At 53.0% G+C, this 25,972-nt stretch carries 20 protein-coding genes; 18 read left to right on the top strand and 2 right to left on the bottom strand.

Going from position 1 to position 25,972, the window contains the following annotated elements; translation table 11 throughout:
• The first annotated feature begins 81 nt into the window (after nucleotides 1–81).
• From aroA to FY046_RS06650, 11 genes are all read left to right on the top strand, one after another.
• Nucleotides 82–1,368, top strand: coding sequence for a 3-phosphoshikimate 1-carboxyvinyltransferase (gene aroA, locus FY046_RS06700; protein ID WP_159337132.1), 1,287 nt, complete (start codon nucleotides 82–84; stop codon nucleotides 1,366–1,368).
• A gap of 148 nt (nucleotides 1,369–1,516) precedes the next feature.
• Entirely contained in the window at nucleotides 1,517–2,200 is a 684-nt protein-coding gene (gene cmk / locus FY046_RS06695; protein WP_133841035.1) for a (d)CMP kinase, read from the top strand.
• 153 nt (nucleotides 2,201–2,353) lie between these two features.
• Nucleotides 2,354–4,027 carry a 30S ribosomal protein S1 gene (gene rpsA, locus FY046_RS06690; RefSeq protein WP_133841034.1) on the top strand — a complete coding sequence of 558 codons (1,674 nt, stop codon included), beginning with the start codon at nucleotides 2,354–2,356 and terminating at the stop codon, nucleotides 4,025–4,027.
• 80 nt (nucleotides 4,028–4,107) lie between these two features.
• Entirely contained in the window at nucleotides 4,108–4,395 is a 288-nt protein-coding gene (ihfB, locus tag FY046_RS06685) for an integration host factor subunit beta (RefSeq protein ID WP_062743871.1), read from the top strand.
• Nucleotides 4,396–4,605: 210 nt separating this feature from the next.
• Complete coding sequence (locus FY046_RS06680; protein ID WP_167864860.1) at nucleotides 4,606–6,870, top strand: ComEC family protein; 2,265 nt, start codon at nucleotides 4,606–4,608, stop codon at nucleotides 6,868–6,870.
• A 35-nt stretch (nucleotides 6,871–6,905) separates the two neighbouring features.
• The gene (msbA, locus tag FY046_RS06675) at nucleotides 6,906–8,654 is read left to right on the top strand and encodes a lipid A ABC transporter ATP-binding protein/permease MsbA (RefSeq protein ID WP_167864859.1); all 1,749 of its coding nucleotides are present in this window, start codon (nucleotides 6,906–6,908) and stop codon (nucleotides 8,652–8,654) included.
• Nucleotides 8,651–9,631 (top strand): tetraacyldisaccharide 4'-kinase, encoded by a 981-nt coding sequence (lpxK, locus tag FY046_RS06670; protein WP_167864858.1) that lies wholly within the window; start codon nucleotides 8,651–8,653, stop codon nucleotides 9,629–9,631. Before msbA ends, lpxK begins: the two co-directional genes overlap by 4 nt.
• 62 nt (nucleotides 9,632–9,693) lie before the next feature.
• Nucleotides 9,694–10,902, top strand: a complete 1,209-nt coding sequence (locus FY046_RS06665) for a winged helix-turn-helix domain-containing protein (protein WP_446185895.1) — start codon at nucleotides 9,694–9,696, stop codon at nucleotides 10,900–10,902.
• 95 nt (nucleotides 10,903–10,997) lie between these two features.
• On the top strand, nucleotides 10,998–11,180 hold the full coding sequence (locus tag FY046_RS06660) for a Trm112 family protein (RefSeq protein ID WP_023654621.1): 183 nt from the start codon (nucleotides 10,998–11,000) through the stop codon (nucleotides 11,178–11,180).
• Nucleotides 11,177–11,923: a 3-deoxy-manno-octulosonate cytidylyltransferase gene (gene kdsB, locus FY046_RS06655; protein ID WP_133841029.1), complete on the top strand. Its 747-nt coding sequence runs from the start codon at nucleotides 11,177–11,179 to the stop codon at nucleotides 11,921–11,923. Before FY046_RS06660 ends, kdsB begins: the two co-directional genes overlap by 4 nt.
• Nucleotides 11,924–12,040: 117 nt before the next feature.
• Entirely contained in the window at nucleotides 12,041–12,934 is an 894-nt protein-coding gene (locus tag FY046_RS06650; RefSeq protein WP_227535960.1) for a YcbJ family phosphotransferase, read from the top strand.
• Here the strand turns inward: FY046_RS06650 and elyC are convergent.
• Entirely contained in the window at nucleotides 12,911–13,699 is a 789-nt protein-coding gene (gene elyC / locus FY046_RS06645) for an envelope biogenesis factor ElyC (RefSeq protein ID WP_446185949.1), read from the bottom strand. The two genes, FY046_RS06650 and elyC, sit on opposite strands and share 24 nt — an antisense overlap.
• A gap of 234 nt (nucleotides 13,700–13,933) precedes the next feature.
• Between elyC and cmoM the strand changes: the two genes are divergently transcribed.
• The 7 genes from cmoM (at nucleotide 13,934) to FY046_RS06610 (ending at nucleotide 24,626) form a co-directional block, all read left to right on the top strand.
• Nucleotides 13,934–14,722: a tRNA uridine 5-oxyacetic acid(34) methyltransferase CmoM gene (gene cmoM / locus FY046_RS06640; protein ID WP_133841027.1), complete on the top strand. Its 789-nt coding sequence runs from the start codon at nucleotides 13,934–13,936 to the stop codon at nucleotides 14,720–14,722.
• The gene (gene mukF / locus FY046_RS06635; RefSeq protein WP_133841026.1) at nucleotides 14,715–16,037 is read left to right on the top strand and encodes a chromosome partition protein MukF; all 1,323 of its coding nucleotides are present in this window, start codon (nucleotides 14,715–14,717) and stop codon (nucleotides 16,035–16,037) included. The genes cmoM and mukF overlap by 8 nt, the downstream gene beginning before the upstream one ends.
• Nucleotides 16,018–16,743, top strand: coding sequence for a chromosome partition protein MukE (gene mukE, locus FY046_RS06630; RefSeq protein WP_133841025.1), 726 nt, complete (start codon nucleotides 16,018–16,020; stop codon nucleotides 16,741–16,743). Before mukF ends, mukE begins: the two co-directional genes overlap by 20 nt.
• A complete protein-coding gene (gene mukB, locus FY046_RS06625) occupies nucleotides 16,744–21,189 on the top strand; it encodes a chromosome partition protein MukB (RefSeq protein WP_446185894.1) in 4,446 nt (1,481 codons plus the stop codon).
• Between the two features lie 175 nt (nucleotides 21,190–21,364).
• A complete protein-coding gene (gene ldtD, locus FY046_RS06620) occupies nucleotides 21,365–23,218 on the top strand; it encodes a L,D-transpeptidase (RefSeq protein WP_133841023.1) in 1,854 nt (617 codons plus the stop codon).
• 187 nt (nucleotides 23,219–23,405) lie between these two features.
• Nucleotides 23,406–23,954, top strand: coding sequence for a YcbK family protein (locus FY046_RS06615; RefSeq protein ID WP_133841022.1), 549 nt, complete (start codon nucleotides 23,406–23,408; stop codon nucleotides 23,952–23,954).
• Between the two features lie 42 nt (nucleotides 23,955–23,996).
• A complete protein-coding gene (locus FY046_RS06610) occupies nucleotides 23,997–24,626 on the top strand; it encodes an MBL fold metallo-hydrolase (protein WP_133841021.1) in 630 nt (209 codons plus the stop codon).
• A 100-nt stretch (nucleotides 24,627–24,726) separates the two neighbouring features.
• Here FY046_RS06610 and FY046_RS06605 read toward each other — a convergent pair whose 3' ends face one another.
• Entirely contained in the window at nucleotides 24,727–25,917 is a 1,191-nt protein-coding gene (locus FY046_RS06605; protein WP_446185893.1) for an amino acid aminotransferase, read from the bottom strand.
• Nucleotides 25,918–25,972: the final 55 nt, after the last annotated feature.

Here is a 25,972-nt window from a genome sequence, read left to right as displayed (position 1 = left end):
TGCATTGGCAGTAAGTTTTGAATCTGAAACCCCGCAGCCCAGCGGGGTTTCATTGTAATTATTTTGGAGAATACGTTTCACATGCAGGATTCCCTGACGTTACAACCTATCGCCCTGGTCGATGGCACCGTTAACCTTCCCGGCTCTAAGAGTGTGTCTAACCGCGCGCTGCTGCTGGCCGCACTGGCAAAAGGCACCACCCGCCTGACGAATCTGCTTGATAGCGACGATGTTCGCCATATGCTGAATGCACTACAGGCGTTGGGTGTTCATTTCACACTGTCTGCCGATCGCACGGTGTGTGAAGTCGAAGGTCAGGGCGGTGCACTTCAGGCAGAAGGCGCGCTGGAACTGTTTCTTGGCAATGCCGGAACGGCAATGCGCCCTCTGGCGGCGGCACTGTGCCTGGGCAGCAACGACATCGTTCTGACCGGTGAGCCTCGCATGAAAGAACGTCCGATTGGCCACCTGGTTGATGCTTTACGTCAAGGGGGGGCCGATGTCGAATACCTTGAGCAGGAAGATTACCCGCCGCTGCGCCTGAAAGGCGGGTTCCGCGGTGGCGAAGTCGCCGTCGATGGTAGCGTTTCCAGTCAGTTTCTGACGGCGTTGCTGATGGCCGCACCGTTAGCCGAAAACGATACTCGCATTGTGATTAAAGGCGATTTGGTATCAAAACCCTATATCGATATCACGCTCAACCTGATGGCGACTTTTGGCGTTAACGTTGAGAATGAAGATTACCGCGCGTTCCACATTCGTGGCCAGCAGCAGTATCAGGCACCCGGCGACTACCTGGTTGAAGGTGATGCATCCTCTGCGTCTTATTTCCTTGCCGCGGCAGCAATCAAAGGTGGAACGGTGAAAGTTACCGGTATTGGCCGTAACAGTATGCAGGGCGATATTCGTTTTGCCGACGTACTGGAAAAAATGGGCGCCAGCGTGGAGTGGGGCGATGATTTTATTGCCTGTACGCGTGGGGATCTTAATGCTATCGATCTGGATATGAATCATATCCCTGATGCTGCGATGACCATTGCAACAGCTGCCCTGTTTGCGAAAGGTACAACGGTTATGCGCAATATCTATAACTGGCGTGTGAAAGAGACCGACCGTCTGGCGGCGATGGCCATTGAACTGCGTAAAGTGGGTGCTGAAGTTGAAGAAGGCCATGACTTCATTCGCATTACACCACCCGCGCAGGTTAAATTTGCTGAAATTGGAACCTATAACGATCATCGTATGGCGATGTGTTTCTCCCTGGTTGCTCTTTCCTCAACGCCAGTGACCATTCTTGATCCAAAATGCACGGCGAAAACGTTTCCCGACTACTTCGAACAGCTCGCCCGTATCAGTCAACTGGCGTAACGGGCATCTTCGTCAGGAATGCGTGCCGCCTATGACAGAATACGGTGCGCAACCAACGCAGTTGCAGCTTCATGCATGAGGGGTATAATGCGCGTCGATATTTGTCTGGGCACCCGTTGCCCAGGCATTCCACCGACAGGAGAACGACATGATGGCAATAGCCCCAGTGATCACCATTGATGGCCCAAGTGGTGCAGGGAAAGGTACATTGTGTAAAGCGATGGCCGAGGCGTTGCAGTGGCACCTGTTGGACTCCGGTGCAATTTATCGCGTTCTGGCCCTGGCTGCGCTGCATCATCAGGTGGATATGGCTTCTGAAGAAGCTTTGGTTCCTATCGCCGCCCATCTTGATGTGCGTTTTGTTTCTAACAACGGCGAAATGGAAGTGATTCTGGAAGGTGAAGATGTTACCGGTGAAATCCGAACTCAGGATGTCAGTAACACCGCCTCCAAAGTGGCCGCATTCCCTCGTGTGCGTGAAGCATTGCTGCGTCGTCAGCGTGGTTTCCGGGATTTCCCGGGATTGATTGCCGATGGTCGCGATATGGGCACGGTGGTTTTCCCTGATGCACCAGTGAAAATTTTCCTTGATGCCAGCTCTGAAGAACGTGCTAACCGTCGTATGCTACAGTTGCAGGAAAAGGGCTTTAGTGTTAACTTTGAGCGCCTTTTATCTGAGATAAAAGAGCGTGATGAGCGAGATCGTAATCGAGCCATTGCACCACTGGTGCCGGCTGATGATGCGTTAGTGCTTGATTCGACAACGATGTCGATCGAGCAGGTTATCGACATTGCATTAAAGTATGCGCGTGAGAAGCTCGCGCTGGCGTAAATATCAACTACGCTTAATGACCTCTGCATGAGCTTCGGCTTGCAGAATGATTTATCTAACTCTGTGATATGGATGTCATGGAGCATGTGAAACAACCCCACCCGGCAGGATGTCAGGTGGACGTTAAATTGAAGAATCCTGAAGATTATCAATATGACTGAATCTTTTGCTGAACTATTTGAAGAATCCCTAAAAACAATCGAAACCCGTCCGGGTTCCATCGTTCGTGGCGTTGTTGTCTCTATCGACAAAGACGTAGTCCTGGTTGATGCGGGTCTGAAATCTGAATCTGCGATCCCTGCAGAGCAGTTCAAGAACGCAGCCGGCGAACTGGAAATCCAGGTAGGCGACGAAGTTGACGTTGCGCTGGATGCAGTGGAAGACGGCTTCGGTGAAACTCTGCTGTCTCGTGAGAAAGCTAAACGTCACGAAGCATGGATTACACTGGAAAAAGCTTACGAAGATGCTGAAACTGTTACCGGTGTTATCAACGGCAAAGTTAAAGGTGGCTTCACAGTTGAGCTGAATGGCATTCGTGCGTTCCTGCCAGGTTCACTGGTAGACGTTCGTCCAGTGCGCGATACACTGCACCTGGAAGGCAAAGAGCTTGAGTTCAAAGTCATCAAGCTGGATCAGAAACGTAACAACGTTGTCGTTTCACGTCGTGCGGTTATCGAATCCGAAAACAGCGCAGAGCGCGATCAGCTGCTGGAAAACCTGCAGGAAGGCATGGAAGTTAAAGGTATCGTTAAGAACCTTACTGACTACGGTGCATTCGTTGATCTGGGCGGCGTTGACGGCCTGCTGCACATCACTGATATGGCATGGAAACGCGTTAAGCATCCAAGCGAAATCGTGAATGTTGGCGATGAAATTACCGTTAAAGTTCTGAAATTCGACCGCGAGCGTACCCGTGTTTCTCTGGGTCTGAAGCAGCTGGGCGAAGATCCATGGGTTGCTATCGCGAAACGTTACCCAGAAGGCACTAAGCTGACTGGTCGTGTAACTAACCTGACCGACTACGGCTGCTTCGTTGAAATCGAAGAAGGCGTTGAAGGCCTGGTACACGTTTCTGAAATGGACTGGACCAACAAAAACATTCACCCATCTAAAGTTGTTAACGTTGGTGATGTTGTTGAAGTTATGGTTCTGGACATCGACGAAGAACGTCGTCGTATCTCCCTGGGTCTGAAGCAGTGCAAATCTAACCCATGGCAGCAGTTTGCAGAAACCCACAACAAGGGCGACCGTGTTGAAGGTAAAATCAAGTCAATCACTGACTTTGGTATCTTCATCGGCCTGGACGGCGGCATCGACGGCCTGGTTCACCTGTCTGACATCTCCTGGAACGCTACCGGAGAAGAAGCAGTTCGTGAATACAAGAAAGGCGACGAAATCGCTGCTGTTGTTCTGCAGGTTGACGCAGAGCGCGAGCGTATCTCCCTGGGCGTTAAGCAGCTGGCAGAAGATCCGTTCAACAACTACATCTCTCTGAACAAGAAAGGTGCAATTGTTAACGGTAAAGTGACTGCAGTTGACGCTAAAGGTGCTACAGTTGAATTGGCAGACGGCGTTGAAGGTTACCTGCGTGCTTCTGAAGCATCGCTGGACCGCGTAGAAGACGCAACTCTGGTTCTGAACGTTGGCGACGATGTTGAAGCTAAGTTCACCGGTGTAGACCGTAAAAACCGCGTTGTTAGCCTGTCTGTTCGTGCAAAAGACCAGGCTGATGAGAAAGAAGCAATCAATACTGTTAACACCAAACAGGAAGAAAGCAACTTCTCTAGCGCAATGGCTGAAGCTTTCAAAGCAGCTAAAGGCGAGTAATCGCTTTCAGGGCAGCGCAGGCTGCCCTGTACCGTCGTTACTGTCAGAACTTTTCCTAACAAGGATTAACCGGAGGTTATATGACCAAGTCAGAACTGATTGAAAGACTTGCCGGCCAGCACTCTCATATTCCGGCGAAAGTCGTTGAGGATGCGGTAAAAGAGATGCTTGAGCATATGGCAACAACGTTGTCAGATGGCGAACGCATTGAAATCCGGGGATTTGGCAGCTTCTCTTTACACTATCGTGCACCTCGTACTGGCCGTAACCCGAAAACGGGTGACAAAGTGGAGTTGGAAGGTAAATACGTTCCACACTTCAAGCCAGGTAAAGAGTTGCGTGATCGCGCTAATATTTACGGCGGTTAATACCTTAGGGTATTGCGATGAATCGATAAAACGACACTCCGGTGTCGTTTTTTTTTGCCCAAAATAAAACCATTGGTTTATGCATAAAATCTTGATGACATTTGCAAATAGCGAAAATTGTTTGCGAGGTGTTTTCCACATCCTTTCCGGGTGATATGACTTTCAGGAGTGATTGCTGCACACTGGTCATCATTGATACAGGGAGGTGTCATGTTGATAACTGTGAACCGGCTGGCATGGAGTGTCATTGCTGCAACGCTACCGCTGAGTTTCCTGTCTAAGCTTCCTGCTGCTGTCTACGACCTGCCCGTTTTGTCCGCAGCTGTTCTCATGGCGCTGTCCGGATGGCGTTGTGCAAAATTGGTCGCCCTGATATTAGTCTTGTTCCTCTGGGCAGTCTGTGCTGGGCGGGTCATGTTGGATCAAATAGAACAGCTGACGCACGGGCAGTTGAAAGCAGAAATTGTCGTAGAAAACGTACTACCCGATGGGAAGATGGTTAAAGTACGGCTGCTGCGCTACAAAGACAGGATTCTGTTCCCTCCGATTTATGCCACCTTGAAAGTTCCGCCGCAGGAGATAGCCTTTTGCGCCGGACAGCACTGGAACATGGAACTTGTTCTGCGTCCAGTGCATGCTCAGCTCAATGAAGGAGGATTTGACCGACAGCGTTTTGCGCTGGCTAATCATACGCCACTCACTGGCAGAGTGGTGTCGACAGAGGTTATTGATTCACAGTGCAGCTGGCGTGCCAGGGTGATTAATGCAACGCAAAAGAACTATGGGCATCTGACGTGGCAGGCATTGATTTCTGCACTGGCCTTTGGCGAAAGAGCGGAAGTCGACAGGGAAACAAATCTGCTATTGCGTGAAACTGGCACGGCACATCTGATGGCGATTTCAGGTATGCATATTGCCCTTGCCGCGAGTTTCGGCTGGTTATTATCGCGTGGTGTTCAGTTCCTGTTGCCTGCCTGGTGTATTGGCTACCGATTGCCTATGTATTGCAGCCTGATGATTGCATTAGCCTATTGTTGGTTATCCGGTGGCAATCCCCCCGCGCTGCGGGCAATGCTGTCTTTACTGGTCTGGAGTACGCTTCGTTTGCGTTTTATCCACTGCCATAGTTGGCAGGTATGGTGCCTGTGCATCGCTTTGATCCTGTTTTTTGATCCATTAAGCGTACTTTCTGACAGTCTTTGGCTGTCAGCGCTGGCGGTAGCGGGTCTGTTACTGTGGTTTCACTTTTTTCCTCTACCTCGCCGTTTTAACCGTGGTAAACGCTGGTTGCTCTTGCGTTTGCTGCATCTTCAAATTGGAATGCTACTGTTATTAATGCCACTACAAGCGATGCTGTTTCATGGGTTTAGCTTGAGCGCGTTGGTAGCAAATTTGTGGGCAGTGCCGTTAATCACGATGCTGACAGTGCCTTTGATTCTTGTGGCGATCGTGTGCAATCCGTTGCCGTGGGTCAGCCCGCTACTGTGGCAATGGGTTGACCACTCTCTGGCTCTGGTTTTTATTCCTCTTCAACATTTACCTCGCGGCTGGTTTCCTTTGGACCAAACGTTGGGCGCTGCCAGCCTGTTATGCTGGCTGATACTTTTGAGTCTGCGTTTCGGCTGGTGGCGTACCTCACCTGTCAGCCTGTTTAGTGCGGCTCTTTTGCTGTGTAGCTGGCGCGAAGTAGGATCCCATCCGCATTGGCGTGTTGATATGTTAGATGTTGGCCATGGGTTAGCCGTCGTTGTCTCTCGTAACGGCGAGGCAACGTTATACGATACCGGTAACCGCTGGCCAGGAGGGGATGTTGCCCGTAGTCAGATCCTGCCCTGGCTCAACTGGCAGGGATTAAACGTCACCGATGTTATTATTAGTCACGGCCATCTTGACCATATTGGCGGGCTGGAAACGGTGCAGGCTGCATTCCCGGCGGCGCGTGTACGCAGCGCTCTGGCGCGTAGGGGGCACTTACCCTGTCGCCAAGGTACTCGCTGGCGCTGGCAGGAACTTCAGTTCAGCGTTCTCTGGCCACCCGAGGCGGAAAAAGGTGAGGGGAACAACCAATCCTGTGTCGTCGCCATCACGGACGGAAAATGGCGAGTGCTACTGACAGGAGACATTGAGGCCCCGGCAGAGCTAAAACTGGTCGCAGAACAGCGTGCCAACCTGTCGGCGGATCTGTTGCAAGTTCCACATCACGGTAGCAGAACGTCCTCTTCTCCACCTTTCTTACGCGCGGTGGGCGCCACAGCGGCGGTCGCATCAGCCGCGCGTTACAGTGCCTGGCGGCTACCAGCTGCGAAGATTATCCAGCGTTACGATAAAAATCACGTCGAATGGCATGATACGGCCCTTTCGGGACAGATCAGCGCCCATTTTTTTGTTGATAACTGGCAACTTATGGGGTTAAGAGAACAAATAATGAACCGTTGGTATCATCAGTGGTTTGGCGTAGTCAGGGATTCCAGGTAGAATGAGCGGCTATTTCATTCAAAGCTGGTTAAATAATGCATCTGGATAAAGATCTCTCCACCTGGCAGACCTTCCGTCGACTCTGGCCAATGATTGTGCCATATAAGGCGGGATTGATTGTGGCTGCAGTCGCACTGATTCTTAATGCGGCTGGCGATACACTCATGCTGTCACTGCTGAAGCCTTTACTCGATGATGGTTTTGGTAAAGCGAACAACGCCGTACTGCTATGGATGCCGCTTGTCGTAATGGGTCTGATGCTCGTTCGCGGCGTTACCAGCTACGTTTCCAGTTACTGTATTTCCTGGGTGTCTGGCAATGTGGTCATGGGCATGCGCCGCCGCCTGTTCAGCCATATGATGGGCATGCCGGTCGCCTTTTTCGACCAGCAGTCTACCGGTACGCTGCTATCGCGCATCACCTATGATTCTGAACAGGTTGCCTCATCCTCTTCCGGTGCCCTGGTGACTGTGGTGCGTGAGGGTGCTTCGATTATCGGCCTGTTTATCTTGATGTTTTACTACAGCTGGCAGCTGTCGCTGATCCTGATCGTTCTGGCGCCGATCGTTTCATTTGCTATTCGTACGGTCTCAAAGCGTTTCCGCAATATCAGTAAAAATATGCAAAACACCATGGGCCAGGTGACGACCAGCGCTGAACAGATGTTGAAAGGGCATAAAGAAGTACTGATCTTTGGTGGTCAGGAGATCGAAAGCGAGCGCTTTAACCGTGTGAGTAATCGCATGCGTCAGCAGGGGATGAAACTGGTTTCAGCATCCTCTATTTCAGACCCGATTATTCAGATGATCGCCTCGCTGGCACTGGCCTTTGTGCTGTATGCCGCGAGCTTCCCGAGTGTGATGGAGACCCTGACGGCGGGTACGATCACCGTGGTGTTCTCGTCAATGATTGCCCTGATGCGTCCGCTGAAATCACTGACTAACGTCAATGCTCAGTTCCAGCGCGGTATGGCTGCCTGTCAGACGTTGTTCTCCATTCTCGATAGCGAACAGGAAGTGGATACCGGTAAGCGCATAGTTGAGCGGGCAAAGGGCGACATTGAGTTCCGTGAGGTAACATTTACCTATCCTGGTCGCGAAGTGCCTGCCCTGCGAAATATCAATCTGACGATCCCTGAGGGTAAGACGGTGGCTCTGGTCGGGCGCTCGGGTTCAGGTAAATCAACGCTGGCGAGCCTGCTGACCCGTTTCTATGATGTGCAGCAGGGGGCCGTCCTGATGGATGGACATGACCTGCGTGAATATACCCTTGCCTCACTGCGTAATCAGGTGGCGCTGGTATCGCAAAATGTGCATTTGTTCAATGACACCATTGCCAATAATATTGCCTATGCGCGCGAGGAACAGTACAGCCGCGAAGATATTGAGAAAGCGGCAACGATGGCCCATGCCATGGACTTTATCGGCAAGATGGAGAATGGCCTGGATACGATGATTGGTGAGAATGGTGTATTGCTCTCAGGGGGGCAGCGCCAGCGTATTGCCATTGCCCGTGCCCTGCTGCGTGACAGCCCGATTCTGATCCTGGATGAAGCCACCTCGGCTCTGGATACCGAATCTGAGCGTGCTATTCAGTCAGCCCTGGACGAACTGCAAAAGAACCGGACTTCGCTGGTGATTGCCCACCGTCTTTCCACGATTGAAAAAGCGGATGAGATTGTAGTGGTTGAAGATGGTCAAATCGTTGAGCGTGGCAGTCACGAGATGTTGCTGGCAGAACGTGGTGTTTACGCGCAGCTGCATAAGATGCAATTTGGCCAATGATTGAACGCATCTGGAGCGGCCGCTCTGCGCTTTATCTGTTGTTGTTGCCTTTCAGCCTGTTATACGGGCTGATCAGTAATGTGCTCCGTCTTAGCTATTACTGGGGCTGGCGTAAAGTGTGGCGTGCACCCGTTCCGGTGGTAATCGTCGGTAATCTTACTGCCGGCGGGAATGGTAAAACGCCAGTGGTCATCTGGCTGGTACAGGCACTGCAACAGCGGGGTTTTCGCGTTGGGGTGGTGTCTCGTGGTTATGGTGGTAAAGCAGAAAGCTATCCGCTGGTGCTGGGCGAAGAGACGACTACCCGTGAAGCCGGTGATGAACCGGTTCTGATCTATCAGCGTACCGGTGCGGCGGTCGCGGTCGCACCCCAGCGCCGTCAGGCCGTAGAGGCGTTGGTGAGCGGTGGCGGGGTGGATGTCATTATCACTGATGATGGATTACAGCACTATGCTCTGGCGCGTGATGTTGAAATCGTCGTCGTTGATGGTGAACGTCGCTTTGGTAATGGCTGGTGGTTGCCCGCAGGTCCCATGCGGGAACGCGCTTCTCGCCTGAAAAGTGTGACTGCCGTCATCGCCAACGGTGGCCATGCACAGCCGGGTGAACTGTCGATGCAACTGGTGCCGGGCCAGGCGGTAAACCTGCGTTCAGGGGAACATCGTCCGGCCGCACAACTGCAAAATGTGGTGGCAATGGCCGGTATTGGCCATCCGCCACGTTTTTACAACACGCTGCGTCAGCAGGGGGTTGTGATCCAAAAAGAGGTCTCTTTCGCTGACCATCAGAATTACACTGCCGCTACTCTGAATGCCCTGATAACGGAAGGACAGACACTGTTGATGACAGAGAAAGATGCGGTCAAAGCGCGCGCTTTTGCCACTGACAGCTGGTGGTATTTACCGGTTGATGCCATGCTTCCCGATGAGCAGACCATCGTATTGCTGAACAAAATCAGTGCATTAATTCCACGTTAATTCAGTCCACAACTCTCCACATCGCGCTACACTAAAGCCATCTGAACTTTACGGATGGCATCATGACGGCGGTAACTCTTTCTCTTGTTCAGGCGCGCCAGCTTCAGCTGGCGGCTCAGGGCCTGCTGCGGCCACCTTCACATAAAGCCCGGTTTGACGATCTACTGTCGGCGGTACGCCGAATGTCACTGCTGCAAATCGATACCATCCATGTGGTGGCGCGTAGCCCTTACCTTGTGCTATTCAGCCGTCTCGGCGAGTATCCGCACATCTGGCTTGAGCAGGCGCTGGCACAGCGAAACCTGTTTGAATATTGGGCGCATGAAGCCTGCTTTATTCCCATTGAGGATTACCCTCTGCTGCGTCACCGCATGCTGAACCCCTCAGCATTAGGCTGGAAGTACAGCCAGACATGGATGGATGAGCATCAGCAGGATATCACCCATTTGCTGGCACATATCCGTGAAAATGGCGCGGTTCGTTCGGCGGACTTTACCGCTCCGGCAGGGCAGAAGCCTGGTTGGTGGGCGTGGAAACCTCATAAGCGCCACCTGGAAAATCTGTTCACCGCCGGTGAGTTGATGGTCAGTGAACGTCGTCAGTTTCAGCGCGTTTATGACCTGCGTGAGCGGATGATGCCAGATTGGGATGATGCACAGCATGCACTCACCGAAGCAGAAGCGGTACAGCGTATGCTGGATAACAGTGCGTGCAGTCTGGGGATCTTTCGTCTGGCCTGGCTGGCAGATTATTACCGTCTGAAACGGGCGCCAGTTATCCAGGCCATCGATCGCTGGCTGGAGCAGGAAACAGTACGTGAGGTACAGGTTGAAGATCTCGGCACGATGTATGTCCATCACAGTCTGTTTACACAACTGGCTCACCCGCAAGCCGCTACTCATACTGCTATTCTGTCGCCATTTGACCCACTGGTGTGGGATCGCAAACGCGCGCTTGAACTGTTTGATTTTGACTATCGCCTGGAATGTTACACCCCGGAGGAAAAACGGCAGTATGGATACTTTGTCCTGCCTGTTTTGCATCGAGGTGCGTTAAAAGCACGACTGGATGCCCGTATGCAGCGCAAAACAAAAGTGCTGGAGGTCAAACAATTATGGCTGGAGCGGCACACACGCGTCAGCCAGCAGTTCGTGGATGATGTGCAGCGTGCTCTGACGAAATTTGCACGCTGGCAGGGGGCGGAGATGATCGAGGTCAATAAACTCCCTGACGCAATGGGTTCCTGCTGGCCAACTTGCTGGGAAATATAATCCGGGGCATGTTTTTCGTGGTGAGCGGGTAACTGCACCAGTACAGCTATGGTATTCTTAGCCCATTGCAAAATTGGATTTATCGCGGAGGATTTATGGATCATCGTCTACTCGAAATCGTTGCTTGTCCGGTCTGTCATGGCAAGTTGTACTACAACAAAGAGCAGCAGGAACTCATCTGCAAACCAGATGGTCTGGCGTATCCGGTACGTGACGGTATTCCTGTGCTGCTGGAAGTTGAAGCACGCGCATTGACACTTGAAGAGAGCCATCCATGAGTTTTGTTGCCATTATTCCTGCCCGCTTTGCTTCCACCCGTTTGCCGGGTAAACCCCTGGTCGATATTCACGGCAAACCGATGGTGGTTCACGTGATGGAACGTGCACTGGAATCCGGTGCTGAACGGGTAATTGTAGCCACGGATAATCAGGATGTGGCACGCGCGGTTGAAGCTGCGGGTGGTGAAGTCTGTATGACCCGTCCTGACCATCAGTCCGGCACTGAACGCCTTGCCGAAGTAATTGATCACTACCAGTTCCCGGATGACACGGTGATTGTTAATGTTCAGGGTGATGAGCCCATGATCCCACCGGTTATTATTCGCCAGGTGGCGGATAATCTGGCCAGCAGCACTGCGGGTATGGCAACGCTGGCGGTGCCGATTGAATCAGCGGAAGAAGCCTTTAACCCGAATGCGGTGAAGGTGGTACGTGATGCCAACGGTTATGCGCTGTACTTCTCACGAGCCACTATCCCGTGGGATCGTGAGCGCTTTGCGGCTTCCCATGACACTATCGGTGACCACTTCCTGCGCCATATTGGTATCTACGGTTATCGTGCCGGATTTATCCGCCGTTATGTCCGATGGGAAGCCAGTCCGCTGGAGCAGATCGAGCTGCTGGAGCAGTTGCGAGTGCTTTGGTACGGCGAAAAAATCCATGTTGATGTGGCAAAAGCCATTCCCAGCGTGGGTGTTGATACGCCAGAGGATTTGCTACGCGTTCGCGCAGCCATGCAGTAAATCCGCGTCGGGGCCACAGTGCTGGCCCCGCACTTTATACGACGAATTTGATCCAGTTCGGAGCAAATCTCATCCATTCGCACCATCATAAGACCTCTTGCCTGATAAGGAGGGCAGATGGAACAACTGCGATCTGAACTGGCACTGGTACTGGGCGAACCCGTCAGCCGGGTGGAGTGTATCAGCCAGCAGCCTTACGCCAGTCTTTATACCCTTTACGATGACAGTGGTCATTCACTGCCGTTAGTGGCGAAATACTTCAATATGAAGGGCATTGCAGCCCAGGAAGCGCATAAGCTCTCAATGCTGATGCGTGAAGGGAAGGTGCGTGTGCCTGCCGTATATGGTTTGGTGATCAGCCAGCAGCCGCCCCTGCATGAAGTCTTACTGATAGAGCGTATTGGTGGCGTTTCCGTTGAGGCGCCCACGCGTACGCCCGAGCGCTGGCAGCAGCTGCAGGAACAGATTGTTGAAGGGATGCTCGGCTGGCATCGTATCGACAGTCATGGGCTGGTGGGAACGGTAGATAGCACCCAGCAGAACCGATGGCCCGCCTGGTATGCGCAGCGAGTGGAGGTGTTGTGGGCGACGCTCAACTACCTGCGACCGGCATTGCTGAGTATGGATGACCGACGTGTGCTTTATCGCAGCCGTCAGAGTCTGCACGCACTGTTTAAAGATTTTGACGATCCCTGTGTTCTGGTCCACGGCAACCTGGTGCTCAGCAGCATAATGAAAGAGGCCTGGGGGGATCAGTTACTGGCGATGATCAATCCCGGTACGATACTTTGGGCACCACGAGAATTCGAACTGTTCCCGCTATGCGCATCCGGCGCAGGCGACGGCATCGTCAGTGAATACTTGCGGCGAGCCCCCGTAGCGGAAGGGTTTGTTGCACGCCGTTGGTTCTATAGTCTTTGGGAGGAAATTGCGCGGCTCATTCACACCGCGCAGTTTGACCGTGCGCGTTTTACGGCAGCCAGCCAGTCACTCCTTCCCTGGCTCGACTGACGGTTTGGCGGCGGGTTTCAGCCATTGCCACAAACGCCCCAGGCTTTCGTAGATCGCGCGCTCGCTGTGGCCCAGCCAGAATGATGAAGGTAAAACCCGCTCCCAGAAGTTCAGTGGTGATGTGACTGCCAACTGGTTTGCAGGCGCAGGCCAGGGGGCCAGGCCCTGACGCTGGAAGAAGATCATGGCCCGCGGCAGATGGTTAGCGGAGGTCACCAGCGCAAATGGTCGCTGCCCGACAATATGGGAAACTTCCAGGGCTTCCTGCTCAGTGTCACTGGGTTTATCCAGCGTAATAATCGCACTTTGCGGTACGCCCAGTGATTGTGCCACGAGTGAGGCCACTGCTGCTGAACTCATCGGGTTGCCCTGCGCATGTCCGCCGGTCACAATCAGTTTTGCCCCTGGGTTCGCCTGTAAAATACGAATGCCCTCTGTGAGGCGTGGCAAGCTATTGTTGAGCATATTTGAGCTGGGTGCCCATTGCGGATTCCATGTGTAGCCACCGCCGAGAACCACAACATATTCCACCGGGTGCTGATTGTGCCAGGTGGGATAGTTATTCTCGATGGGGGCCAGCAGTCTGTCAGCAACAGGTTGCAGGCTGATCAGCAACAGAATAACCCAGGCAACGGAGATGAGTGTTTTGCCGCTTTTCTGCCAGCGGCTGAACCAGAGTAAGATAATCCCTAGTGCCATCACCAGCAGCAGCATTGGCAGTGGAAGCAGCAGGCCGCCAACAATTTTTTTCAGTGCAAAAAACATCAAAAAGGGTTCCTTTTGTCCGAAAAAACATCACACAATCACGAAGCGATGACTGAAAGGTTCATTATTTGCCAGTGTATGCCAAAATACCCCGCATCTTTCAAGCTACAGACGCGCTGACGCATTCCCTTCACTTCGCTGAATGACGTGAATGAGCACAGTGTAACGTCTGAACGCCGCTCGAAATAGCCGGGTAACCCCGTAGAATAAAGCCCTGAATGCCGGAGTCGTTGTATGCAGGATCGCAACTTTGATGATATCGCAGAAAAATTTTCTCAGAATATTTACGGTACCACCAAAGGCCGTATTCGCCAGGCCATTCTCTGGGAGGATCTTGATGCGTTGTTAACATCGTTCCCTGACGGTCCTTTATCGGTGCTGGATGCAGGGGGCGGAGAAGGGCAAACCGGCTGTGGCATTGCAGCCCGGGGTCATCAGGTGCTGCTTTGTGATGTCTCCGAAGAGATGTTGTCCCGTGCCCGCCGCCTCGCCGATGAAAAAGGTGTGAGCGGTAACATGCAATTCGAACAAATTAGCGCTCAGCAGGTCGGTCAACATTTGGATAAACCGGTTGATCTGGTATTGTTTCACGCGGTGCTGGAATGGGTGGCGGAACCTCAGCAGGTGCTGGCGGCGTTGTATGATGCACTGAAGCCTGGTGGTGTCCTGTCGCTCATGTTCTATAACCTCAATGGTTTGCTGATGCAGACGATGGTGCTCGGCAACTTCGGCTATTTACAAACGGGGTTGGCCAAACGTAAAAAGAAAACCTTGTCTCCGGACTACCCAAGGGATCCTGAACAGGTGTATGGCTGGCTACAAGAGTGTGGCTTTACGATTGAGCACAAAACCGGCATCCGCGTTTTTCACGACTACATGCGTGATAAAACCAAACAGATCGATCGTTTTGATGAGGTTCTGGCCCTGGAAAAGCAATACTGCCGCCAGGAGCCGTTTTTAAGTTTAGGGCGTTATATCCACGTTACAGCGCGGAAACCCATAAGGCAGACGAACTATGAGTGAATTTTCCCAGACTGTACCGGAGCTGGTAGCCTGGGCGCGAAAAAATGATTTTTCCGTCTCATTGCCAACCGAACGTCTGGCTTTTTTGCTGGCGATTGCCACCCTTAATGGGGAGCGCATGGATGGCGAAATGAGTGAAGGCGAACTGATTGATGCCTTCCGCCATGTCAGTGAAGGCTTCGAACAGACCAGCGAAACTGTCGTGGTACGTGCCAACAATGCCATTAACGATATGGTGCGCCAGCGCTTGCTCAATCGTTTTACCAGCGAACATGCAGAAGGTAATGCGATCTATCGTCTGACGCCGTTGGGCATCGGCATTACCGACTATTATATTCGCCAGCGTGAATTCTCCACCCTGCGTCTCTCTTTGCAGTTGTCGATCGTAGCGGGTGAGCTAAAACGTGCCGCCGATGCTGCTGATGAAGATGGCGACGAGTTTCACTGGCACCGCAACGTGTTCGCTCCGTTGAAATATTCGGTGGCAGAGATCTTCGACAGCATTGATATCACCCAGCGCATCATGGATGAACAACAACAGGGCGTTAAAGATGATATTGCTCAGTTACTCAACAAAGACTGGCGTGCGGCGATATCCAGCTGTGAACTGTTGCTGAACGAAACGTCCGGTACGCTGCGTGAACTTCAGGATACCCTGGAGGCTGCGGGCGATAAGCTACAGGCCAATCTGTTGCGCATCCAGGATGCCACGATGAATAGCCCCGATCTCGGCTTCGTCGACAAGCTGGTGTATGACCTGCAAAACAAGCTCGACCGCATTATCAGCTGGGGCCAGCAGGCGATTGACCTGTGGATCGGCTATGACCGCCACGTGCATAAATTTATCCGTACCGCGATTGATATGGATAAGAACCGCGTCTTTGCCCAGCGTTTACGTCAGTCGGTACAGAATTACTTCGATCAGCCCTGGGCGCTGACCTATGCCAATGCTGACCGCCTGTACGATATGCGTGATGAAGAACTGACGCTGCGCAGTGAGGAAGTGACGGGCGAACTGCCTTCTGAACTGGAATACGAAGAGTTCAATGCTATCCGTGAACAGCTGGCGGCGATGATTGAAGAAGCACTGGCCATCTACAGGACACAGCAAAAGCCGCTGGATCTTGGGGCGGTGATTCGTGATTACCTGACACAATACCCGCGTGTACGTCACTTTGACGTGGCGCGTATTGTCGTCGATCAGGCTGTACGCTTAGGCGTGGCCGAAGCAGATTTCTCTGGCCTGGCTGCAAAATGGCAGGCGATTAATGATTACGGAGCCAAGGTGCAGGCACATGTCATCGACAAATATTGAACAAGTGATGCCAGTTAAACTGGCGCAGGCACTGGCCAACCCGATTTTCCCGGCACTGGACAGCCAGTTACGCGCAGGGCGCCATATTGGTATTGAAGAGTTAGATCAACACGCCTTTCTGATGGACTACCAGGAATTTCTGGAAGAGTTCTATGCCCGTTACAACGTTGAGCTGATCCGTGCGCCGGAAGGTTTTTTCTACCTGCGGCCACGTTCCACCACGCTGATCCCGCGTTCAGTGTTGTCCGAGCTGGATATGATGGTGGGTAAAATCTTATGTTATCTCTACCTCAGCCCGGAACGTCTGGCCAATGAAGGGATCTTTACCCAGCAAGAACTGCACGACGAGTTGATGTCGCTGGCCGATGAAAGCAAATTGCTGAAGCTGGTTAACCAGCGTTCTACCGGCTCAGACCTTGACCGCCAGAAACTTCAGGAGAAAATGCGCGCGTCGCTTAATCGCCTGCGTCGCCTGGGAATGGTGTGGTTTATGGGTAATGACAGCAGTAAATTCCGTATCACCGAATCCGTCTTCCGCTTTGGCGCCGATGTGCGCAGCGGTGACGATGCGCGTGAAGCGCAGCTGCGGATGATCCGCGACGGTGAGGCGATGCAGCTTGACGGTGGCCTGGCGCTGAATGATGAAAGCGAAGACGGTGAAAGTGACACTGAAAACAGTGTGCCGGACAGCGCGGAGGAAGAATAAATGATTGAACGTGGAAAGTTTCGCTCGCTGACGCTGATTAACTGGAACGGTTTTTTTGCCCGTACTTTTGACCTCGACGAATTGGTGACAACGCTGTCAGGTGGGAACGGTGCAGGTAAGTCGACCACGATGGCGGCATTTGTTACTGCGCTCATCCCCGACCTGACACTGCTGCATTTCCGTAACACTACTGAAGCCGGGGCAACCTCAGGTTCCCGTGATAAAGGCCTGCACGGCAAACTGCGCCCAGGCGTTTGTTACGCTGTGCTCGATGTGGTGAACTCGCTGCATCAGCGCGTGCTTGTTGGGGTCCGACTGCAACAGGTTGCCGGCCGTGACCGTAAAGTGGATATCAAACCTTTTAGCATTCATGGCCTGCCGACCTCCATTAACCCGACCGAAATTCTGACTGAGACGGTGAATGCCCGTCAGGCGCGTGTGGTGCCAATCAGTGAACTGAAAGAGCGGTTTGAAGCGATGGAGAGTGTGCAGTTTAAACAGTACAACTCCATTACGGATTACCATTCTGTGATGTTTGACCTCGGTATTGTGGCGCGTCGTTTACGCTCTGCCGCTGACCGTAGCAAGTATTACCGCCTGATTGAAGCCTCGCTGTACGGGGGGATTTCCAGTGCGATCACGCGTTCCCTGCGAGATTACCTGCTGCCTGAAAACAGCGGAGTACGTAAAGCGTTCCAGGACATGGAAGCCGCGCTGCGTGAAAACCGCATGACGCTGGAAGCGATTCGCGTGACCCAGTCTGATCGCGATCTCTTTAAGCATCTGATCTCAGAAGCGACCAGCTACGTGGCGGCAGACTATATGCGTCATGCCAACGAGCGCCGTATCCATCTGGATGGTGCGATGCAGGTGCGTAATGATCTTTTCACCAGTCGTAAACAGTTATCCGCTGAGCAATATCGTCATATTGAGATGGCGCGGGAACTGAGTGAGCACAATGCCGCTGAAAGCGATCTGGAAACAGATTATCAGGGTGCCAGCGACCATCTCAATCTGGTTCAGACGGCACTGCGTCAGCAGGAAAAAATTGACCGCTACGATGCCGATCTCGAAGAGCTGACCTTCCGCCTCGAAGAGCAGAATGAGGTCGTCGCTGAAGCGCGTGAAGTGCATGAAGAAAATGAAGCGCGTAGCGAAAATGCTGAGCTGGAAGTGGATGAGCTGAAAAATCAGCTGGCTGATTACCAGCAGGCGCTGGATGTGCAGCAGACGCGCGCCATCCAGTATCAGCAGGCGTTGCAGGCACTTCAGCGTGCTCAGGAAATCTGCCAGATACGCGACCTCAGCGTGGATAACGCAGATGAATGGCAGGAAACCTTCCAGGCGAAAGAGCAGGAAGCGACCGACAAACTGCTGATGCTGGAACAAAAAATGAGTGTGGCGCAGGCCGCACACAGCCAGTTTGAGCAGGCGTTTGAACTGGTCAGTAAAATTGCTGGCCCGGTTAGCCGTAGCGAAGCCTGGCAGGTGGGGCGCGATCTGCTCCGTGATGCCAGCAACCAGCGGTATCATGCCGAACAACTACAGCCGCTGCGCAGCCGCCTGAGTGAACTGGCACAGCGTGTACGTGAACAGCAGGATGCCGAACGCCTGCTGAGTGACTTCTGCAAGCGACACGGTCAGCATGATGCCAGTGAGCTGGAGTCCTTACAGGCTGAACTGGAAGCACAGATTGAGCTGTTAAGCGAAAGCGTGGCGGACGCCGGTGAGCGCCGTATGGCACTGCGCCAGGAGCTGGAGCAGCTCCGTGAACGCATTGCGCGTTTGACTAAACAAGCGCCGCAGTGGCTGGCCGCGCAGGAAATCCTCTCGCAGTTGAGTGAACAAACGGGCCAGGCGCTGGAAAACAGCCAGCAGGTCACCGAGTTTATGCAGCAACTGCTGGAGCGTGAGCGTGAAACCACGGTAGAACGTGATGAAGTCTCAGCCCGTAAGCGCGACATTGAGAAGCAGATTGAGCGTCTCAGCCAGCCGGGCGGGGCAGAAGACGCTCGCCTGAACAACCTCGCCGAACGTTTTGGTGGCGTGCTGCTGTCAGAAATTTATGATGATGTCACCATTGATGATGCGCCGTACTTCTCAGCATTGTATGGCCCGGCTCGTCATGCCATTGTGGTGCCTGACCTGTCACTGATCCGCGATCAGCTCGACGGTCTGGACGATTGCCCGGAAGATCTCTACCTGATCGAAGGGGATCCGCAGTCGTTTGATGACAGCGTATTTAATGTCGAAGAGCTGGAAAAAGCCGTCGTGGTGAAAGCGGGGGATCGCCAGTGGCGCTATTCTCGTTTCCCGAAAGTACCGCTGTTTGGTCGTGCTGCGCGTGAAAACCAGTTAGATGTGCTGCACGCTGAGCGCGAGGCGCTGGCCGAACGTTACGCTACGCTGTCATTTGATGTTCAGAAAAACCAGCGTCTGCATCAGTCCTTTAGCCGCTTTATCGGCAGCCACCTTGGCGTAGCGTTTGAGTCCGACCCTGAAGCAGAAATGCGCCTGCTCAATACCCGCCGTAACGAGGTGGAGCGTGCGCTGACGAATCATGAAAGCGAAAACCAGCAGCAGCGCCAGCAGTTCGAACAGGCGAAAGAGGGCGTTGCCCAGCTTAACCGTCTGTTGCCTCGCGTCAGCCTGCTGCTGGATGATACGTTACAGGATCGTCATGAAGAGATTCAGGAAAAGCTGGATGAAGCGCAGGAAGCCGCGCGCTTTGTGCAGCAGCACGGTGCTCAACTGACGAAGCTGGAACCCATTCTCTCTGTCCTGCAGAGCGATCCTGAGCAGCATGACCAGTTAAAACTGGACTACCAGCAGGCGCAGCAGCAGCAGCGCGATGCGCGTCAGCAAGCCTTTGCCCTGACCGAAGTGGTTCAGCGTCGTGCGCACTTTGGCTACATTGATTCTGCAGGTATGCTCAACGGCACCAGCGACCTCAATGAGAAGCTGCGCCAGCGCCTTGAACAGGCGGAAGGTGAACGTACCCGCGCCCGTGAGCAGCTACGTCAGCATCAAACCCAGTTAGCGCAATACTCCCAGGTTCTGGCCTCGCTGAAAAGCTCCTATGACGCGAAACGCGACATGTTGAAGGAGCTTCAGCAGGAGATGCTCGATATCGGCGTGCAGGCGGATGCCTCCGCTGAAGAGCGGGCGCGGCTGCGTCGTGACGAACTCTACAGTGCCCTGAGCAACAACCGACTGCGTCGTAATCAGCTGGAAAAACAGCTGACCTTCTGTGAAGCCGAAATCGATGCGTTGCAGAAAAAACTACGCCGTCTGGAGCGCGAGTACCAGATAGGCCGTGAGCAGGTTGTGAGTGCGAAGGCGGGCTGGGTTGCGGTACTGCGACTGGTGAAAGACAATGGCGTTGAGCGCCGTCTGCACCGTCGTGAGCTGGCGTATCTCGGCGGTGACGAGCTGCGCTCCATGTCGGATAAGGCGTTAGGTGCGCTGCGTCTGGCGGTAGCGGATAACGAACATCTGCGCGACGTGCTGCGTCTGTCGGAGGATCCGAAGCGGCCGGAGCGTAAAATTCAGTTCTTCATTGCGGTTTATCAGCATCTGCGTGAGCGTATCCGTCAGGATATCATTCGCACCGATGATCCGGTCGAAGCCATTGAGCAGATGGAAATTGAGCTGAATCGCCTGACGGAAGAGCTGACTGCCCGTGAGCAGATGCTGGCCATCAGCTCGCGCAGCGTGTCGAACATTATTCGCAAAACGATTCAGCGCGAACAGAATCGTATTCGTCAGTTGAACCAGGGCTTGCAGGCCGTGAGTTTCGGGCAGGTGAAGAGTGTGCGTCTCAACGTTAACGTGCGGGAAGCTCACTCTACGCTGCTTGATGTGCTGTCTGAGCAGCATGAACAGCATCAGGATCTGTTTAAGAGCAATCGTCTGACCTTCTCCGAAGCACTGGCAAAACTCTACCAGCGCCTGAACCCACAAATCGATATGGGCCAGCGTACACCGCAGACCATTGGTGAGGAGCTGCTGGATTACCGCAACTATCTTGAGATGGAAGTGGAAGTTAACCGTGGCTCTGACGGCTGGTTGCGTGCAGAAAGTGGGGCGTTATCGACAGGGGAAGCGATTGGTACCGGTATGTCGATTCTGGTGATGGTGGTACAAAGCTGGGAGGAAGAGTCACGCCGTCTGCGCGGGAAAGATATCTCCCCTTGCCGTCTGCTGTTCCTTGATGAGGCCGCGCGTCTGGATGCAAAATCCATTGCCACCTTATTCGAGCTGTGTGACCGACTGGAGATGCAGCTGATTATCGCGGCACCGGAAAATATCAGCCCTGAAAAAGGCACCACTTACAAACTGGTTCGTAAGGTCTTCAATAATACTGAACATGTTCACGTTGTTGGGCTGCGTGGATTTGCTGCAGAACCGACGATAACGGCAAAAGATGTTGAGGCAGGAGCCTGATTCACGAAATCCTGTAAAAAATAATGGTACGCAGTGGTAAAATTTCTGTGTCCAGATTACTCTGCATAACGGCATTTGCAACGTAAGAGGCAAATGCCGTTTTCTGTTTCTATACTTATAACAACGACTAATTGCTGCGGGTTACTCATCCGGCAGTCTTAACAGGGAGCAAGGGATGTTGCTGCAGAAATCGTTTTCCACCCAGGTTGTTGCACTGGGTTGTAGTCTTTTGTGCTGGCTGGTGCCGGTGTCTTCTTCTGTGGCGGGAATTCCACCCGTCTCTGCTCCGATTGTGCAAAGTATCAGCGTCTCGCAGAGTGCATCGCATATCAGCGGCTTGTTCTCTCAGGGGATGGCGCCGTTCTATCTGAAAAACCTTGCACCGTTGTATGCCAGTCGTGGCATGCAGCCAATGTGGCAGGATGAGCAGGCGGTAAAACAGTTCCAGCAACAGCTGGCTGAGGTCGCGATTTCCGGTGTTCAGCCGCAGTTCTCCCACTGGGTAAAACAGCTGACGGATCCGAATATTACTGGCATGGCACGTGATGTGGTGTTGTCTGATGCCATGTTGGGTTATCTGCAGTTTACTTCTGGCGTTCCCAGCAAAGGGGAAACCTGGCTGTACAGCAATGTACCTTATAAGATGGAGGCCCCGTCTGTCGCGGTGATTAATCTGTGGCAAAACGCGGTAGTTCAGAATCGTCTCAATGGTTTTGTTCTCTCACTGGCCCCGCAGCATCCGCAGTATGTGCGTATGCATCAGGCATTAAAAACGCTGCTGGCAGAAAACCGTCCCTGGCCACAACTGGTTGATAAGCAGACCCTGCGTCCTGGCCAGATCAGCAATGATGTGCCTGTGCTGCGCGATATTCTTAAACGTACCGGCATGATGTCGGCAGACAGCGAGCCACCAAAACCCACGGAAGAAGTGGTGGGCCCTATTGATGCGCCGTTGGTGCATGATGATGATAATGCCCAGCCTGATGCCCCTGTGCAGGCGAACGTTGATAACAATGTCGTGGTCAGCCCGTCTGCAATGCCGTCAGAAAATAATCCTCAGACTGCCGTTCCTCAGAATGTCGGTAATGTGCAGGGAACTGCCGCACCTATCAATGCTGATAATGTTTATACTCCGGACCTGGTCGCCGCACTGAAACGCTTCCAGACCTGGCAGGGGTTAGAGGCCGATGGTGCGATAGGTGCTCGCACCCGCGAATGGTTAAATGTTTCCCCACAACGTCGTGCATCGCTGCTGGCATTGAATATCCAGCGTCTGCGACTGCTGCCGGATGATATGCATAACGGCATTATGGTGAACATTCCTAATTACTCACTGGCCTACTATGTCAACGGTAATGAAATTCTCTCTTCCCGAGTGATTGTCGGCCGCCCTGACCGTAAAACGCCGTTGATGCGCAGCGCGCTGAATAACGTTGTCCTCAACCCGCCGTGGAATGTGCCCACCACCTTAGTGCGCAAGGATATTGTGCCGAAGGTCAAACAGGACCCGATGTACCTGTATAAGCACAATTATACGTTACTGTCGGGTTGGAGCAGTGATGCTCAGGTGGTTGATCCTTCGATGATTGACTGGAGCATGGTTTCTGCCGCTTCATTCCCGTACCGCATTCGTCAGGCACCGGGCCCGACGAATTCACTGGGGCGCTATAAATTCAACATGCCGAGTTCGGATGCGATCTACCTGCACGACACACCAAATCACGGTCTTTTCCAGAAAGATATTCGTGCTCTCAGTTCTGGCTGTGTACGTGTGAACCGGGCATCCGATCTGGCTAATTTGTTGCTGCAGGATGTGGGCTGGAACGACACGCGGATTTCCAGCACCTTGAAAGAGGGGGATACACGCTATGTGTCCATCCGTCATCGTATCCCGGTTAACCTCTATTATCTGACCGCCTGGGTGGCAGATGATGGCCAGCCGCAATTTCGTACAGATATTTACAATTATGACAATACGGCACGTTCTGGTGCGCAGGTGCTAACGCAGGCTGGTCAATTATTGCTCTAATGATTGATTAATCAGCAGTTCCCGTGCAGGGAATAGTTATGCTAAAAAGCCGGTGTAAAGGGTGTGATGCCAATCTTTGCGCCGGTTTTACTTTTGTTGGGTTGACGTAGGTATTCTCCCCCGGTAAGGTTCAAAACGGTGTAATTAGTGCACTGTTCCGAATTCTTTAGCTGGGTAATACTGATTCATGGATAAATTCGACTCTCATCGCCGTAAGTGGCTGACGTTAGGCGGCGCGGCGCTCGGTGTGGCATTGCTCCCCGGGCAGGCCTTCGCCTCGCTTTCAACTTCCCGCCCGCGTGTATTAACGCTTAATAATCTCAATACCGGCGAAAACCTTAAAACGGAATTTTTTAACGGTAAAAGCTATGACAAGGATGAACTGGCACGACTGAATCATTTCTTCCGTGACTACCGGGCCAATAAAAGTAAAAGCATCGATCCCCATCTTTTTGACCAACTCTTCCGTCTGCAATCGCTGCTCGATAGTCGTAAACCGGTACAGCTAATCTCTGGCTACCGTTCTCTCGGCACCAATAACTCATTACGGTCGCATACCCGTGGTGTAGCGAAACATAGCTACCACACGCTGGGGCAGGCGATGGATTTCCACATTGAAGGAATTTCGTTAAGCAATATACGCAAAGCCGCACTTTCGCTGCGGGCGGGTGGTGTAGGATACTACCCAAGTAGTAACTTTGTGCATATTGATACCGGGCCGGTTCGGAACTGGTAAAACGAAATTCCGGCACCCTGTGGTGACCGGTAACGGAGAGTTATGGACTATCATATTATCCCGGTCACTGCGTTCTCGCAGAATTGTTCGGTGATCTGGTGTACGGAATCAAATGAAGCTGCGCTGGTGGATCCGGGTGGCGACGCAGAGACAATTAAACGTGAAGTGGCTGCCCTGGGTGTTAACCTGACCCAAATACTGCTGACGCACGGTCACCTTGACCATGTCGGTGCCGCTGCTGAACTGGCCGCACATTATTCTCTACCGATTGTAGGGCCACATAAAGCCGATAAATTCTGGCTCGATAGCCTGCCGACACAAAGCCAGATGTTTGGTTTTGCCGAATGTCCTCCCCTGGTCCCCGATCGCTGGCTGGAAGAGGGTGAGACTGTGCAGGTAGGGCAGACCTCTCTGGAAGTGCTGCTTTGCCCGGGGCATACGCCGGGACACATTGTCTTCTTTGACCGTGCAGGGCGCCTGCTGGTCTCTGGCGATGTGATTTTCAGTGGCGGGGTAGGACGATCTGATTTCCCCCAGGGCAGCCACAGCGACCTGATAGCCTCTATTCATAACAAACTGTTGCCACTGGGGGATGACGTCACCTTCATTCCAGGCCACGGACCGATATCGACGCTGGGGCGTGAACGAATCAGTAACCCGTTCCTGCAATAAACGCATCTCGGCATTGGTGCCATAAAAAAGCCTGCTTAAGCAGGCTTTTTTGATCGCGATAAAGCTCAGCGGTGGGGCAACGAAAGACCCACCGGCTAAATTACAAAACCGCGACGATGGCTTCACACAGTGGAGACATATTGTCAGGTGTCATCCCCGCCACGTTCACACGGCCTGAATTTACCGCGTAGACGCCAAACTCATCTCGCAGGCGCACAACCTGATCTTTCGTCAGGCCGCTGAATGAAAACATCCCATTCTGATCGATGATAAAGCTGAAATCGCCTTTCGCGCCTTTCTCTTGCAGGGTATTCACAAACAGCTGACGCATACGCTGAATACGCTCGCGCATGCTGGTCAGCTCCTGCTCCCACAAGGCACGTAGCGCGCTGTTGCCGAGAATGGTGGCGACGACGGCTGCACCGTGTGCGGGTGGGTTGGAGTAGTTGGCACGAATGGTGGCTTTCACCTGACTGAAGGCCGTATCCACGATGGCTGCATCAGCAGCGACCAGCGTGAAAGCACCGACGCGCTCATTGTAGAGGCCGAAGTTTTTAGAGTACGAGCTGCATACAATCAGTTCCTGATGGCTGGCAGCAAACGCACGCAGGCCTTCGGCATCTTCTTCCAGACCACGGGCAAAGCCCTGATAGGCAAAGTCGAACAGTGGCAACCAGCCTTTCGCCAGTGACAGTTCAGCCAGCTGGGCCCACTGAGCGGCCGTTGGGTCAATGCCGGTTGGGTTGTGGCAGCAGCCATGGAACAGCACGATATCACCCGCCTGTGCGACGCTCAGGCTGTTTAGCAAGCCGTCAAAGTCCAGCGCATGCTGTGCAGCATCGTAGTAGTTGTATTCACACACTTCCAGGCCGGCAGCAGCAAAGACATTTTTGTGGTTTGGCCAGCTTGGGTTGCTCACCCAGATACGCTTAGCGCTGGTCTGAGTGGCGATGAAATCGGCTGCAACGCGCAGTGCGCCAGTGCCGCCAGGGGTCTGTGCGGTACGTGCACGATGGTTGCTGATAAGGGCGCTGTCTGCTCCGAACAACAGCTCCTGGGTGCAGCGGCCAAAATCGGCGATACCATCAATGCTGAGATAGTTTTTGGTGGTTTCGTTTTCCAGCAGATACTGTTCAGCTTTTTTCACGCTGGTCAGTACCGGCGTTTTGCCGGTTTCATCTTTATACACGCCAATACCGAGGTTGATCTTATTTGTGCGGTCATCAGCGCGGAACAGATCGGCTAAACCAAGAATAGGGTCGGCGGGTGCAGCTGCAATACGTTCAAACATAGTCGAAGTCCGTTAGCTTAGTCTAAAGCGAAGTGAGGACTCAGGTTACCGCCAC

This window comes from Erwinia sp. 1181_3, from assembly GCF_052824965.1.
This window is presented reverse-complemented; position numbering and strand designations above follow the sequence as displayed.

What these genes read in the sequence shown, in the direction of transcription:
- aroA (WP_159337132.1), top strand. Translation starts at nt 82, where the DNA reads ATGCAGGATTCCCTGACGTTACAACCTATCGCCCTGGTCGATGGCACC.
- cmk (WP_133841035.1), top strand. Translation starts at nt 1,517, where the DNA reads ATGATGGCAATAGCCCCAGTGATCACCATTGATGGCCCAAGTGGTGCA.
- rpsA (WP_133841034.1), top strand. Translation starts at nt 2,354, where the DNA reads ATGACTGAATCTTTTGCTGAACTATTTGAAGAATCCCTAAAAACAATC.
- ihfB (WP_062743871.1), top strand. Translation starts at nt 4,108, where the DNA reads ATGACCAAGTCAGAACTGATTGAAAGACTTGCCGGCCAGCACTCTCAT.
- FY046_RS06680 (WP_167864860.1), top strand. Translation starts at nt 4,606, where the DNA reads ATGTTGATAACTGTGAACCGGCTGGCATGGAGTGTCATTGCTGCAACG.
- msbA (WP_167864859.1), top strand. Translation starts at nt 6,906, where the DNA reads ATGCATCTGGATAAAGATCTCTCCACCTGGCAGACCTTCCGTCGACTC.
- lpxK (WP_167864858.1), top strand. Translation starts at nt 8,651, where the DNA reads ATGATTGAACGCATCTGGAGCGGCCGCTCTGCGCTTTATCTGTTGTTG.
- FY046_RS06665 (WP_446185895.1), top strand. Translation starts at nt 9,694, where the DNA reads ATGACGGCGGTAACTCTTTCTCTTGTTCAGGCGCGCCAGCTTCAGCTG.
- FY046_RS06660 (WP_023654621.1), top strand. Translation starts at nt 10,998, where the DNA reads ATGGATCATCGTCTACTCGAAATCGTTGCTTGTCCGGTCTGTCATGGC.
- kdsB (WP_133841029.1), top strand. Translation starts at nt 11,177, where the DNA reads ATGAGTTTTGTTGCCATTATTCCTGCCCGCTTTGCTTCCACCCGTTTG.
- FY046_RS06650 (WP_227535960.1), top strand. Translation starts at nt 12,041, where the DNA reads ATGGAACAACTGCGATCTGAACTGGCACTGGTACTGGGCGAACCCGTC.
- elyC (WP_446185949.1), bottom strand. Translation starts at nt 13,699, where the DNA reads ATGTTTTTTGCACTGAAAAAAATTGTTGGCGGCCTGCTGCTTCCACTG.
- cmoM (WP_133841027.1), top strand. Translation starts at nt 13,934, where the DNA reads ATGCAGGATCGCAACTTTGATGATATCGCAGAAAAATTTTCTCAGAAT.
- mukF (WP_133841026.1), top strand. Translation starts at nt 14,715, where the DNA reads ATGAGTGAATTTTCCCAGACTGTACCGGAGCTGGTAGCCTGGGCGCGA.
- mukE (WP_133841025.1), top strand. Translation starts at nt 16,018, where the DNA reads ATGTCATCGACAAATATTGAACAAGTGATGCCAGTTAAACTGGCGCAG.
- mukB (WP_446185894.1), top strand. Translation starts at nt 16,744, where the DNA reads ATGATTGAACGTGGAAAGTTTCGCTCGCTGACGCTGATTAACTGGAAC.
- ldtD (WP_133841023.1), top strand. Translation starts at nt 21,365, where the DNA reads ATGTTGCTGCAGAAATCGTTTTCCACCCAGGTTGTTGCACTGGGTTGT.
- FY046_RS06615 (WP_133841022.1), top strand. Translation starts at nt 23,406, where the DNA reads ATGGATAAATTCGACTCTCATCGCCGTAAGTGGCTGACGTTAGGCGGC.
- FY046_RS06610 (WP_133841021.1), top strand. Translation starts at nt 23,997, where the DNA reads ATGGACTATCATATTATCCCGGTCACTGCGTTCTCGCAGAATTGTTCG.
- FY046_RS06605 (WP_446185893.1), bottom strand. Translation starts at nt 25,917, where the DNA reads ATGTTTGAACGTATTGCAGCTGCACCCGCCGACCCTATTCTTGGTTTA.